The organism is Micromonospora sp. SD12 (genome assembly GCF_052068495.1).
Lineage (GTDB): Bacteria > Actinomycetota > Actinomycetes > Mycobacteriales > Micromonosporaceae > Micromonospora > Micromonospora echinofusca.
On sequence record NZ_JBQHDF010000003.1, the window covers coordinates 635,710 to 649,160 of the forward strand.

Annotated in this window: 9 protein-coding genes; 2 read left to right on the plus strand and 7 right to left on the minus strand. The window is 74.2% G+C overall.

What is annotated here, in order from left to right; genetic code table 11:
* The 6 genes from ACTMS2_RS09860 to ACTMS2_RS09885 form a co-directional block, all read right to left on the minus strand.
* On the minus strand, window positions 1-537 hold the full coding sequence (locus ACTMS2_RS09860; protein WP_441175119.1) for a hypothetical protein: 537 nt from the start codon (window positions 535-537) through the stop codon (window positions 1-3).
* The gene (gene dnaG, locus ACTMS2_RS09865; protein WP_441175155.1) at window positions 538-2,430 is read right to left on the minus strand and encodes a DNA primase; all 1,893 of its coding nucleotides are present in this window, start codon (window positions 2,428-2,430) and stop codon (window positions 538-540) included.
* A gap of 113 nt (window positions 2,431-2,543) precedes the next feature.
* Entirely contained in the window at window positions 2,544-4,178 is a 1,635-nt protein-coding gene (locus ACTMS2_RS09870; RefSeq protein WP_441175120.1) for a BCCT family transporter, read from the minus strand.
* 112 nt (window positions 4,179-4,290) lie between these two features.
* Complete coding sequence (locus ACTMS2_RS09875; protein WP_441175121.1) at window positions 4,291-5,127, minus strand: siderophore-interacting protein; 837 nt, start codon at window positions 5,125-5,127, stop codon at window positions 4,291-4,293.
* 42 nt (window positions 5,128-5,169) lie between these two features.
* Window positions 5,170-6,447: a deoxyguanosinetriphosphate triphosphohydrolase gene (locus tag ACTMS2_RS09880; RefSeq protein WP_441175122.1), complete on the minus strand. Its 1,278-nt coding sequence runs from the start codon at window positions 6,445-6,447 to the stop codon at window positions 5,170-5,172.
* Window positions 6,437-6,790, minus strand: coding sequence for a VOC family protein (locus ACTMS2_RS09885; protein WP_441175123.1), 354 nt, complete (start codon window positions 6,788-6,790; stop codon window positions 6,437-6,439). Before ACTMS2_RS09885 ends, ACTMS2_RS09880 begins: the two co-directional genes overlap by 11 nt.
* A gap of 194 nt (window positions 6,791-6,984) precedes the next feature.
* On the opposite strand from ACTMS2_RS09885, the gene ACTMS2_RS09890 reads away from it, so the two are divergent.
* Window positions 6,985-7,470 (plus strand): roadblock/LC7 domain-containing protein, encoded by a 486-nt coding sequence (locus ACTMS2_RS09890; RefSeq protein WP_441175124.1) that lies wholly within the window; start codon window positions 6,985-6,987, stop codon window positions 7,468-7,470.
* A gap of 131 nt (window positions 7,471-7,601) precedes the next feature.
* Here ACTMS2_RS09890 and ppdK read toward each other — a convergent pair whose 3' ends face one another.
* On the minus strand, window positions 7,602-10,337 hold the full coding sequence (ppdK, locus tag ACTMS2_RS09895; RefSeq protein ID WP_441175125.1) for a pyruvate, phosphate dikinase: 2,736 nt from the start codon (window positions 10,335-10,337) through the stop codon (window positions 7,602-7,604).
* 317 nt (window positions 10,338-10,654) lie between these two features.
* Between ppdK and ACTMS2_RS09900 the strand changes: the two genes are divergently transcribed.
* Window positions 10,655-12,478: a beta-N-acetylhexosaminidase gene (locus tag ACTMS2_RS09900; protein WP_441175126.1), complete on the plus strand. Its 1,824-nt coding sequence runs from the start codon at window positions 10,655-10,657 to the stop codon at window positions 12,476-12,478.
* The last annotated feature ends 973 nt before the right edge of the window (window positions 12,479-13,451 follow it).

Genomic DNA, 13,451 nt, shown 5'->3' on the forward strand with positions numbered 1-13,451 from the left:
TCAGACGTCCGCCGGCGCGGTGGCGGCGCGGGCGTCGGCCACGAGGCGGTCGAGCTCGGCGAGCACCTCGGGGGCGTCCGTCGGGGTGCCGGGGTCGAGGCGGACCGTCCAGGTGAGGCCGTCCACCCCCGGCACCCGGCGCGCCGCGACCCGGGCGGCGCCGCCGGGCACCGGGTGGTGCCGCGTGTACGCCACCGACCGGGTGACCCGCTCCCGTACCTGGTGCGGCAGCTCACCCGGGTCGAGCAGCAGGTAGCGCTCGGCCGGGCAGTCGGCCACGACCAGGTAGCCGTCGTGCTCGGCGAGCCGCTCGGCCGGCGTCACCGTGAGTTCCCGGCCGGACCAGACCGCCTTGAGGACGTCGTGCCAGCCCAGCCGGTGCGCCCGGCCGGGCAGCCAGAGCCCCTGGTTGCTGGCGACCACCACCCCGTCGCCCTCACCGTTGCCGGCGGCGGCCCAGGCGAGCACCCGCTCGTCGGCGGCCAGCGGCGGACGGTCGGCCGGGGGCAGCTTCGGCTTGCGGCGGAACAGTCCCATCTACAGTCCTCCCGCGGCCTGCTCGCGCAACGCCCGGGCGTGCTGCTCCAGCGACAGCAGCTCGCCGAAGGCGGCGAAGTACTCGTCCTTGTTGTTGACCGGGTTGATCCGCTGGATCCGGGACTTGAGGTCCCTGATCCGGCTCGTGACGGAGCCCCACTGCACCCGGGCCATGGTGATCGAGACGTAGCGCGGGTCGGGCTCGCCGTCGATGCGCAGGGGCTCCACGGCCAGCTCGCCGACGAGCGCGCGGGCGGCCAGGTCCTCGCACGCGTCGCGGACCGACTCGATCCAGACCGCGCCGCCGGTCGCCGCGGCGGCGCCGCCGACGGCCGCGACGGCGGCCCGCACCGCCACGTGCACGGGGTGCCGGTACTCCGACGCCTCGACCGCGTCGAACATCGGCCCGGCCAGCACCGGCTCCTGGAGGGCGAGCTTCAGCGCCTCCCGCTCGACCATCGACTGCGGGTTGTCGACGACCGGCTCCGCCGGGGCGGGCCGGGGCGCGGGCGGGGCGTCCCGGCCCGGCGCGGCCGAGGCGGCGGCGAGCACGGCCCGCTGCACCGGCTCGATCTCCATGCCGAGGTCGCCGGCGAGCTTGCGCACGTACTCCGGACGCTTCTCCCGGTCCTTGAGCTTGGCGACCAGCGGGGCGGCCCGGCGCATCGCCTCCACCCGGCCGTCGACGGTGTCGAGGTCGAAGCGGTTGATCACGTGCCGCAGCGCGAAGTCGACCAGCGGCTCGCGGCGGGCGACCAGGTCGCGGACGGCCAGGTCGCCCTTGGCCAGGCGCAGGTCGCACGGGTCCATGTTGTCGGGGCTGACCGCGATGAACGTACGCCCGACGAAGCGCTGGTCGTCCTCGAACGCGCGCAGGGCCGCCTTCTGGCCGGCGGCGTCCCCGTCGAAGGTGAAGATGATCTCGCCGGCCACGTCGTCGGTGTCCATCAGCAGCCGGCGCAGCACCCCGATGTGGTCCCCGCCGAACGCCGTGCCGCAGGTCGCCACGGCCGTCGGGACCCCGGCCAGGTGGCAGGCCATCACGTCGGTGTAGCCCTCGACCACGACCACCTTGCCCTGCTTGGCGATCTCCCGCTTGGCCTGGTCGATGCCGTAGAGGACGTGCGACTTCTTGTAGATCGGGGTCTCGGGGGTGTTCAGGTACTTCGGGCCGTCGTCGTCGTCGAAGAGCTTGCGCGCCCCGAAGCCGATGACGTCGCCGGCCAGGTCGCGGATCGGCCACATCAGGCGGCGGCGGAACCGGTCGATCAGCGTGCCGGAGCGCGACGGCCGGGACAGCCCGCCGGTGACCAGCTCGTCGTGGGTGAAGCCCTGCTGACGCAGGTGCTTGGTGAGCAGGTCCCAGGCGTCGGGCGCGAAGCCGCAGCCGTAGCGCTCGGCGGCGGCCCGGTCGAAGCCGCGCCGCGCCAGGAACTCGCGGGCCGGGCGCGCGCCGGCGGTGGTGAGCTGCGCGCGGTAGAACTCGACGGCGGCGGCGTGCGCGGCGACGAGGCGCTGCCGCTGCCCCTGCTGCGGGCGCGGACGCGGTGCGGCGGAGTCGTTCTCGACGTAACGCAGCTGGATGCCGGCGCGGTCGGCGAGCCGCTCGACCGACTCGACGAAGCTGAGGTGCTCGGCGTCCATCAGGAACTTGATCGCGTCGCCGCCGGCGCCGCAGCCGAAGCAGTACCAGACGTTGCGGGCGGGCGAGACGTTGAACGACGGGCTCTTCTCGTCGTGGAACGGGCACAACCCCTTGAGGTTGCCGGCGCCGGCCGACTTCAGCGTCACCGTCTCGGAGATGACGTCGGCGATCGAGCTGCGCTCCCGGACCAGCGCGATGTCCTCGTCCCGGATCCGCCCAGCCATGTCCGCCACCCCCTCGGCGTACATCCTGCCCTGCCGCACCGACGCCGCGCCGCCGGGGGACGCCGCGTGTGGCGACGACCGCCGCCACCTCGGCGGTCGCGCCCGCGTCCGGACCGGTCCCGCCCTTCCGGCCCGGATCAGCGGGGGCGACGCAGGTAGCGGCGCACCGGCGGCGGGTCCTCCTCGTCGTACGACCGGGCGGCCCGCACGGCCGCGGCCAGGCCGGAGCGACGGACCCGCGGCGGCGGGTGCACCGCCGGGTCCCGGGCCATGTCCCGGACCAGCGCGACGGCCAGGCCGAGCATCACCACGACGAACGGCAGGGCCACGAGGATGGTCGCCTGTTGCAGCGCGTCCAGCCCGCCCACCAGCAGCAGTACGGCGGCGACCGCGCCGATCAGCACCCCCCAGAGCACCACCAGCACGCGGTGCGGGCGCAGGGCGCCCCGGGAGGTCAGCGAGCCGAGCACCAGCGACGCCGAATCGGCGCTGGTGACGAAGTAGAGCGCGATCAGCACCATGGCCAGCACGCTGGTCAGCGTCGCCAGCGGCAGCGCGTCCAGCAGGCCGAACAGCGCCTGCTCGGTGCCCGCCCCGACGTCGGCCACCAGGTCCCGGGCGCCGGTGGCCTGCGCGCGCAGCCCGCTGCCGCCGAGCACCGCGAACCAGAGCGCGCTGGCCCCGCTCGGCACCAGCAGCACGCCGACGAGGAACTGGCGGACGGTGCGGCCCCGGGAGATCCGGGCGATGAAGGTGCCCACGAAGGGCGCCCAGGAGATCCACCACGCCCAGTAGAAGATCGTCCAGGAGCCGAGCCACGACGGGTCGGAGAAGGCGCCGGTGCGGGTGGACATGAAGACCAGGTTGCTCAGGTAGTCGCCCACCGAGGCCGGCAGCACCTCCAGCGTGTAGATGGTCGGCCCGACCACGAAGACGAAGAGCATCAGCAGCACCGCCAGCAGCACGTTGGTGGTGGAGAGCCACTTGATGCCCCGGTGCAGTCCCGAGAAGGCGGAGATCACGAAGGCCAGGGTGAGCGCGCCGATCACCACCAGCTCCACCGTGGTCGTGTCCGGAATCCCCGCCACCAGGTCGAGTCCGGCGGCGACCTGGAGCGCGCCGAGGCCGAGGCTGGTCGCCGAGCCGAACACGGTGGCGAACACGGCCAGCAGGTCGATCGCCCGGCCGGCCGCACCGTCGGCACGCTGCCCGAGCAGGGGTTGGAAGGCCGCCGAGATGCGGTTCTCCCGGCCCTTGCGGAAGGTCGAGTACGCCAGCGCGAGCGCCACGACCGCGTAGATCCCCCAGGGGTGCAGCGTCCAGTGGAAGAGGGTGTACTGCATCGCCGTGGCGCCGGCCGCGCCGGTCTGCGGTGCGACACCGGTCGCCGGCGGGGGCGCCGCGTAGTGCTGGATGGGTTCGGCGACGGCGAAGAAGACCAGGCCGATCCCCATCCCGGCGCTGAACATCATGGCCACCCAGGCCAGTGTGTTGAACTCCGGCTCGTCGTCGTCGGCGCCGAGCCGGACGCGCCCGAACCTCGTCGCCGCGATGACCACCGCGAGCACCAGGAAGGCGTCGGCGGCGACCACGAAGAACCAGCCGAAGGTGTCGATCACCCAGGCCAGGCCCGACGTGCCGAACTCGGCCAGGGAGGTCCGGGCCAGCACACCCCATGCCACCACGGCCAGTACGCCGCCGACGCTGAGCGCCAGCACCGTCCGGTCGATCCGGCCCACGGCCCGCGCCGGGTCCCGTACCTGCCCGCTCATGCGCCACCCCCTGCCCATCGTGCGGGGCAGGGGGTGGCAACCGGGCGACATCGGGCGAAACACCCCGCTGCCGGGCGACCGGGACGGCGCCGGGGCAGGGTTCCGGCGTCGCTCAGGCCGGTACGGCGGCGGACTCCTCGGCCTCCACCTGACGGTTCCAGTCGGACTTGCTGGCACGCCAGCCCTCGTCGTCCAGGCCCCGACGCCAGTAGCCGGAGATGGAGAGCCGCTCGCGGGAGACACCGCGCTCGACGCGCAGCAGGCGGCGCAGCTCCTTGACGAAGGTGGCCTCGCCGTGCACGAAGGCGTGCACGTCGCCGGGCGGGAACTCCAGGGCGCGCACGGCCGCGACCAGGGCCTCCCCGACCGGGCGGTCGCCCCGGTGCAGCCAGGTCAGGCGTACGGCGCCGGGGCTGGCCAGCGGCTGCTCGTCGGCCCGGTCGGCGACCTCGACGAAGACGGCGGCCGGGGCGCCTACGGGCAGCCGCTCCAGGGCGGCGGCGATCGCCGGCAGGGCGCTCTCGTCGCCCACCAGCAGGTGCCAGTCGGCGTCCGGGCTGGGGGCGTACGCCCCACCGGGGCCGACGAAGTGCACCGGGTCGCCGGGGCGCAGCGCGGCAGCCCAGGGCCCGCCCACCCCGACGTCGCCGTGGTGCACGATGTCGACGGTCATTTCGCCGCTCGCCGCGTCCCAGACCCGCACTGTGTACGCGCGCAGCCGGGGCCACTGCTCCCGGGGCAGGTCACGACGGATCGCGTTCAGCTCCATCGGGCTCGGGTACTCCACCCCCGGCACCGGGAAGACGATCTTGATGTAGTGGTCGGTGAACTCGCCCACCGGCAGGCCGGCCAGCTCCTCACCCCCGAGCACCAGCCGGACCAGATGGGGGGTGGGCCGCCCGGTGCGCAGCACCCGGGCGGTCGTGACCTTGATGGGGCGCTCCGTCATGCCGGTTAGGTTAGCCTAAGTTTGCTCCCCCGCCCATCCCCGTCATCCGCTCGGCGGGCGATCGGCCCCCGCGCCGCGCACCAACCGCGCGTGCCAGGCGACGGCCGCCGGGTCGGTCAACGAGGCGACCTGATCGATCACCACCCGCTGCCGGGCCGCGTCGTCCGGCGCCGCCGACCAGAGCGGGGCGAAGACCGGATCCAGCCCGTCCGGCGCCCGGGCGACCAGGGCGTGCACCAGCTCGGCCAGGACCTCCCGCTGCCGCCGGTAGCGCTCGCCCGAGCCGGGGCGGCGCATCACGTACCGCAGGGCGATGCCCTTGAGCAGGGCGCACCGCGCCCGGACGCGCCGGGGCACCACCAGGTCGGCGGCGTAGCGGCGGTGCGGGCCGGGACCGTAGCGCTCCTGCGTGGCCGCCACCGCGGCCGAGACGAAGCGGCCGGTCAGCACGCTGGTGGTCGCCTTCAGCGCCGCCTGCGCCCGGTGGCTGCCGTCGTAGCCGGCCAGCGGGGCGAGCACCGGGTCGTCGAGCAGTTCCAGCAGCACGTCGCCGAGGTCGGCCGGGGACTCGCCGGAGTAGGTGGCGGCGACGTCGGCGCAGAGCGCGGCCCGTTCCTGCGGGTCGTGCAGCAGCGGGCGCAGCGCCACGTACCCGCCGTGGATGCCGTCCTCGACGTCGTGCACCGAGTACGCGACGTCGTCGGCCCAGTCCATCACCTGCGCCTCCAGGCAGCGCCGGTCGTCACCCGGCCCGCCGGCCCGCAGCCAGGCGAAGAGCGGGAGGTCGTCGTCGTACACGCCGAACTTGCGTACGCCGGGCCGGCGCGGCCACGGGTACTTGCTGACCGCGTCGAGCGAGGCGCGGGTCAGGTTGAGGCCGGCGGAGCTGCCGTCCGGGGCGAGGACCTTGGCCTCCAGCCGGGTCAGCACCCGCAGCGTCTGCGCGTTGCCCTCGAAGCCGCCGCACCCGGCCGCCAGCTCGTCGAGCGCGTCCTCGCCGTTGTGCCCGAACGGCGGGTGGCCGAGGTCGTGGGCGAGCCCGGCGGTGTCCACCACGTCCGGGTCGCAGCCCAGCCGCGCCCCCATCTCGCGGGCGATCTGCGCGACCTCCAGCGAGTGGGTCAGCCGGGTACGCAGGAAGTCGTCGGTGCCGGCCGTGTGCACCTGGGTCTTCGCGGCGAGCCGCCGGAAGGCCGCCGAGTGCAGCACCCGGGCACGGTCCCGCTCGTACGCCGACCGCCCGTACCCGGTGTCCTTCGGCGGCTCGTCGACCCGACGGGCGACGTCCGGATCGTCCGGCCCGCCACGCTCAGGACGCACGCTGCCGCAGCACGCAGAACTCGTTGCCCTCCGGATCGGCCAGCACGGTCCAGTCCACCTCGCCCTGGCCCACGTCGACGTGCCGGGCACCCATGTCGACCAGCCGCTCGACCTCGGCCTCCAGGTCGTCGGGGCGCAGGTCGATGTGCAACCGGTTCTTGGTGGTCTTGTCGTCGGCGACCGGCACGAAGACGATGCCCGGCAACCGGTCGGCGGATCGGCGGATCTCCACCTCGTCCGGCTGCTCGGTGACCACCTGGTAGCCCAGCGCCTCGGCCCACCAGCGGGCGAGCCGGGCGGGGTCCCGGGCGTCGACGGTCAGGCTCTCCCAGGCGCTGCTCATGCCGATCAGGTTACGCCCGCGCGCCGCGTACGGCTCGCCGCCGGCGCGCGGGCGACGGCTGCGCAACCTCCGAACAGTCGAGAGTTGTCGACCGATCGCCGACGGTTACGGGATCGCGATCCGGCATGGCCGCCGGTAGCGTTCCCAGCGCGGAACGTGACCAGACTGAGGGCCCGACGGTGGGGGAGAAACCCGTGGACGCGGACACGATGATGGGAACGGAACTGTCGGGGCTGCGCCTGCGCCGCCCCGAGGTGGCGGGCACGGTGCTGGCCGGCACCGACGGCCTGCTGATCTCCAGCGACCTGCCGGCGACGGACGCCACCCACCTGGCGGCGCTCGCGGCGGCCAGCTTCGGCCTCGGCCACCGGGTGGCCGACACGGTGCGGCACGGCGAGTTCCGGGAATCGGTGGTACGCACCTCCGCCGGCGCCGTCGTCACCTACCCCGCCGGGCGTAACGCCCTGCTGACGCTGGTGGCCGACGCCAGCGCCGACCTGGAGGAGCTGCACGCCGACGCGCGGGCGGTGGCCCGGCGCACCGGCTCGGTGCTGGACACCAGCCGCCGGGTGGGTGCGGCGCCGGTACGCGAGGCGCACGCCGCGCTGGCGGCCCGCACCTCGGGCGGCAGGCTTCCCCGGCGCGTCAGCCCGCACGCCTGGCGTCGCCCGCCGGTCTGAGCAACCCTCCGGGGGCCGGTCGCGACCGGCCCCCGACCCACGGTGCGGTCGTGCCGGCACGGGCCGCCCGCACGGCAGCGGCGGCGGACCCGCTCCCCCGGGTCCGCCGCCGGCCTGTCGCCTCCGCCGCGTCAGCGGCTGTCGGAGCCGTCCGTCTCCACGGCCGCGCGGCCGGCCTCCAGCCGGGCGACGGGCACCCGGAAGGGCGAGCAGGACACGTAGTCCAGGCCGACCTCGTGGAAGAAGTGCACCGACTCCGGGTCACCGCCGTGCTCGCCGCAGACGCCGAGCTTCAGCTCCGGACGGGCGGCCCGGCCCTCCTCCGCGGCGATGCGCACCAGCCGGCCCACGCCGTCGCGGTCGATCGACTCGAACGGCGAGATGCCGAAGATGCCCAGCTCCAGGTAGCGCCAGAAGAAGGCGCCCTCGACGTCGTCGCGGGAGAAGCCCCAGCCCATCTGGGTCAGGTCGTTGGTGCCGAAGGAGAAGAACTGTGCCGCCTCGGCGATCTGGCCGGCGGTCAGCGCCGCCCGGGGCACCTCGATCATCGTGCCGATCAGCACCTCGACGCCGCTGTCCCCGACCACGTCGGAAATGATCTTCTCGGCCTCGGCGCGTACCGTCTCCAGCTCCTGCACCGCGCCGACCAGGGGGACCATGATCTCCGGCTTGGCCACCGCGCCGCCGCGCGTGACGGTGACCGCGGCCTCCGCGATGGCGCGGACCTGCATGGCGAACAGGCCGGGGATGACCAGGCCGAGGCGGACGCCGCGCAGACCCAGCATCGGGTTCTCCTCGTGCATCCGCCGCACGGCGGCGAGCAGCGCCTCCTCCTTGGCGACGTCCTCGCCGCGCTCCTGGGCGACCGCCACGTTGACCGCGAGCTGCTCCAGCGGGGGCAGGAACTCGTGCAGCGGCGGATCGATCAGCCGGACGGTGACGGGCATCCCGTCCATCTCCCGGAAGATCTCCTCGAAGTCGGCGCGCTGCAACGGCAGCAGCGCGGCCAGCGAGGCCTCCCGCTCGGCGTTGTCGCGGGCCAGGATCAGCCGCTCGACCAGCTCGCGCCGGTCGCCGAGGAACATGTGCTCGGTGCGGCACAGCCCGATGCCCTCCGCGCCGAAGCGCCGGGCCCGGGCGGCGTCCGCGCCGGTGTCGGCGTTCGTGCGGACGGCCAGCCGCCGCCTGGCGTCGGCGTGCGACATGATCCGGTGTACGGCCCGGACCAGCGCGTTGTCGACGTGCTCCGGGTCGAGGCTGCCCTCGAAGTACTGCACCACCTCCGACGGCATGACCGGCACCTCGCCGAGGTAGACCTTGCCGGTGGTGCCGTCGATGGAGACGACGTCGCCCTCGACGACCGTCTGCCCGCCGACGACGAACCGGCGCTGCGGCACGTCCACTTCGATCTCGTCGGCGCCGGAGACGCAGGTCTTGCCCATGCCGCGCGCCACCACGGCGGCGTGGCTGGTCTTGCCGCCGCGCGAGGTGAGGATGCCCTGGGCCGCGATCATGCCGTTCAGGTCGTCCGGGTTGGTCTCGCGCCGGACCAGGATCACCGACTCCCCCTCGGCGGCCAGTTCGACCGCGCGGGCGGAGGTGAAGACCACCTTGCCCGAGGCCGCGCCCGGCGACGCCCCGATCCCCTTCGCCACCGGCTGGAACTCGTGGTCGAGGCGGAACCGCGGGAACATCAGCTGGGCGAGCTGCGCGCCGTTGACGCGGTGCAACGCCTCGTCGAGGTCGATCAGGCCCTCGTCGACGAGCTGCCCGGCGATAACGAACGCCGCGGCGGCGGTGCGCTTGCCGACGCGCGTCTGGAGCATCCAGAGCTTGCCGCGCTCGATGGTGAACTCGATGTCGCAGAGGTCGCGGTAGTGGCCCTCCAGCCGGGCCATGATGCCGAGCAGTTCGTCGTAGGACTTCTTGTCCAGCAGCTCCAGCTCCTGCAACGGCACGGTGTTGCGGATGCCCGCGACGACGTCCTCACCCTGGGCGTTGGCCAGGTAGTCGCCGTAGATGCCCTGGGCGCCGCTGGCGGGGTCGCGGGTGAACGCGACACCGGTGCCGGAGTCCGGGCCGAGGTTGCCGAAGACCATCGCCACCACGTTGACCGCCGTGCCCAGGTCGGCCGGGATGCGCTCCTGGCGGCGGTAGAGCACCGCGCGCTCGGCGTTCCACGACTCGAAGACCGCGCGGATGGCCAGGTCGAGCTGCTCGCGCGGCTCCTGCGGGAACTCCCGGCCGGTGTGCTTGAAGAAGATCTTCTTGTACGCGTCGACCAGCCCCCGCAGGTCGTCGGCGTCGAGGTCGAGGTCGTTGCGGGTGCCCTTGGCCCGCTTGGCGTCGTCGAGCGCGTGCTCGAACTCCTCGCCCGGAACCTCGCACACCGTCTTGCCGAACATCTGGATCAGGCGACGGTAGGAGTCCCAGGCGAACCGGTCCGCGCCGCCGGGGGTGGACTGCCCGCCCGAGCCGCCGGCCTGCCGGGCGAGCCCCTGGACGCTGCGGTCGTTGAGCCCGACGTTGAGGACGGTCTCCATCATGCCGGGCATGGAGAACTTGGCGCCGGAGCGCACGGAGACCAGCAGCGGGTCCTCCGGGTCACCGAGGCGCTTGCCCATCGCCCGCTCCAGCGACGCGAGGTGCGCGGCGATCTGGTCGGCCAGGCCGTCGGGCTCCTCCCCGGTGGCGAGGTACGCCTTGCAGGCCTCCGTGGTGATCGTGAAGCCCGGCGGGACCGGCAGGCCGAGATTGGTCATCTCGGCCAGGTTGGCCCCCTTGCCGCCGAGCAGTTCCTTGAGGTCCTTGTTGCCCTCGGCGAAGGCGTAGACGTACTTGTGTTCCACCGTCTCCTGCGTTGCCACCAGAGCCCTCCCACGCACGCCGGTCCGACACTTAACGAAGGTTCAGTTGCTCCCATTACCCCGGGATGGACCACCGGCAATCCCGGTGCCAAGCCGGCCGGTGGGGCGAAGGCTAGGCGAACTTCGGGTGGCCCGGGACCGTTCGGTGACAATCGGCACAGCCATCACGACTATCCGCGTTCGTACCGGTTTTTGGGAACGCTTCCACGCGCACGATCACGCATTTCCCGCTTCGCCTCGTAGTCTTGGCCGCAGCCCTTTCGGTGAACCTCACCTTTGCCATAACCGCCGCAAATACACCCCTGGGAGCCGCCGCCGTGCCACCCGTTCCCACCGCCCCGGAACCGCTCGACCCGTCCAGCGTTGCGGCGGGCGAGCGGCCGGCCGGGCACCCTGACCTGCCGGTCCGCGAACCGGCCGCGGCCGAGCTGGCCCGGACGGCCACCCGGTCCGCCGAGGACGCGCTCGCCCCGCCGCCCGGCGACCTGCCCGTCGCGCCGGCCACAACCGCCGGCGGGGCCGCTCCGGCCGCCCGCGTACGGCTGGGCGACGTCGTGCCCGCCCCGGAGCGGGTCGCGCCGGTCGCGGGCGCCGACTTCGTGCTCACCCCCGACACGGTGATCCGGGTGAGCCCCGACGACGACGCCCGCGCCGCCGCCGGGCAGCTCGCCGACCTGCTCCGGCCGGCCACCGGCTATCCGCTCCCGGTGGGCGACGACACCCGGGCGGGGACGGGCGGCGACATCGTGCTGGCGCTCGTCGACTCCGCCGACCTCGGCCCGGAGGGCTACCGGCTCGACGTGACGTCCGACGGGGTACGCGTCGAGGCCGCCACCGGGGCCGGGCTCTTCTTCGGCGTACAGACCCTGCGGCAACTCCTGCCCGCCGCCGTCGAGAGCCCGACGCCGGCCGCCGAGCGCTGGGTGCTGCCCGGGGGTTCGATCACCGACCGGCCCCGGTTCCCGTACCGGGGGGCGATGCTCGACGTGGCCCGGCACTTCTTCGGCGTACCGGACGTGCTGCGGGTGATCGACCACCTGGCCCGCTACAAGCTCAACCACCTGCACCTGCACCTCACCGACGACCAGGGCTGGCGGATCGCCGTCGACTCCTGGCCCCGGCTGGCCGAGGTCGGCGGGGCGGGCGAGGTGGGCGGCGGCCCGGGCGGGCACTACAGCCGCGACGACTACCGGCGGATCGTGGCCTACGCCGCCGAGCGGCACGTCACCGTGGTGCCGGAGATCGACCTGCCGGGACACACCCACGCGGCGCTGACCGCGTACGGCGAGCTGGCCCCGGAGGGCGTCGCACCACCGCCCTACACCGGCACCGAGGTCGGTTTCAGCTACGTCGACCCCACGAGCGAGCGGACGTACGAGTTCGTCGCCGACGTGCTCGGCGAAATCGCCGCGCTCACCCCCGGGCCGTGGCTGCACATCGGGGGCGACGAGGCGTTCAAGGTGCGCCCCGAGGCGTACGCGGCCTTCGTCGAGCGGGCCCAGCGCATCGTCGCCGCAACCGGCAGGACCGTGGTGGGCTGGCACCAGATCGCGCCCGCCGCGCACAGCGGGGGGCGGGTGCTCCAGTGGTGGGGCACCGATGGCGAGGACCGGGTCACCGCGGACGCGGTCCGCCGGGGCGCCCGGCTCGTGCTCTCCCCCGCCAACCACGCCTACCTCGACATGAAGTACGCCCCGGACACCCCGATCGGGCACGACTGGGCGGGCCTCATCGACGTGCGGCGGGCGTACGACTGGGATCCCGGCACCCACGTGGCCGGCGTACCGGCCGACGCGGTGCTCGGCGTGGAGGCGCCGCTGTGGACCGAGTCGGTCACCTCGCGGGCGGAGGTCGAGTTCATGCTCTTCCCGCGCCTGCCCGCGATCGCCGAGTTGGGCTGGTCGCCCCGCGCGACGCACGACTGGGCCGGCTTCCGCGGCCGGCTGGCCGGGCACGGCCCGCGCTGGGCCGCCGCCGGCGTGGCCTTCCACCGCTCGCCGGAGATCCCGTGGCCCACGGAGCCACCGGCTTCCGCCGCCCCACAGGCGGCGATCCCCACCCAGCCGGAACCACCGGCACCCGCAGCAGTCCCCCGCCAGCCCGGCCCTGAGGAGGCTTCCGCGCCCGCCCCGCCCGCCTGACGTCCCGCCCCGCGCGCCTTACGCCCGCACCTCGTCGCGCCCTGTCGAGCTGATGTCGTAGACGATTCAGGGATGCCCCGTCCGTCCCGAATCGGGCGGCCAGCGGGGGGCGTGGCGGGCGGGCGGAGCGGCGGGCCGCGGACGTGGCAGAGCCCGTGCGCGGCAGTCGGGGGGTACGAGCGCCGGTCGGTTCGTGCCGGCCGGAATCGGTCGTCGAGCCGCTCGGCGACCCAGCGAACGGAACGGCGGCCCAGCGAAGGGAGCGGCGGACCCAGCGCACGGAACGGCGGGCGCAACGACGCCCCGTTGTGGCGGCCCTGGCCGGAACGTAGCGGCGGACCAAGCGGGGGGTCGCCGGCCGCTGCGCCAGCGACTTCGGCGGGCCGGGGATGAGGGCCTCCATCGGGGCCACCGGTGGGCCCGGCGCGCCTCGGCTCGGGCAGGCAGGACTGGTGAGTCGTTTACGACATCAGCTCGACAGGGCGCTCGCCGCACCATGCTCACCCGACGACCGACTGCGGCACCCTGCGAGGCGCGGACCCATTTGTCCGGTTCTAGCGTCCGACCGATCTCCAGACGTCACCTGATGTCCGGTTGCGTCCCGTGGTCGGCGCCACCCGGGTGGCGGAATCGTGGGCCCGCGCGGGTCGTTGAACATGGCATACCCACGGCGCTCCCCCCGCGCCACGGGTGGCCCGACCGGCCGGCGGAATGGCTGGCCGACGCGGGTCGTTGAGACATCCCGGACGCCCGAGCAGGCCCCCCGCCGCCGGAGCGATCCGTTCTGACTTCCCCCTCGCGGCACGCCGCTCCCCCGCGCGTCCGCGCACCCCCGATCGAAAGGTGCTATCACCATGCGTACCGACATGCTGCGTAAGACCGCCCTGACCGCCGCCGGGCTCGCCTTCACCGGCGGCGCCATCGCCGGCCCCGTCACCACCGCCTACGCCGCCCCCACCCAGACCAAGCCCGT

What these genes read in the sequence shown, in the direction of transcription:
- ACTMS2_RS09860 (WP_441175119.1), bottom strand. Translation starts at nt 537, where the DNA reads ATGGGACTGTTCCGCCGCAAGCCGAAGCTGCCCCCGGCCGACCGTCCG.
- dnaG (WP_441175155.1), bottom strand. Translation starts at nt 2,430, where the DNA reads ATGTACGCCGAGGGGGTGGCGGACATGGCTGGGCGGATCCGGGACGAG.
- ACTMS2_RS09870 (WP_441175120.1), bottom strand. Translation starts at nt 4,178, where the DNA reads ATGAGCGGGCAGGTACGGGACCCGGCGCGGGCCGTGGGCCGGATCGAC.
- ACTMS2_RS09875 (WP_441175121.1), bottom strand. Translation starts at nt 5,127, where the DNA reads ATGACGGAGCGCCCCATCAAGGTCACGACCGCCCGGGTGCTGCGCACC.
- ACTMS2_RS09885 (WP_441175123.1), bottom strand. Translation starts at nt 6,790, where the DNA reads ATGAGCAGCGCCTGGGAGAGCCTGACCGTCGACGCCCGGGACCCCGCC.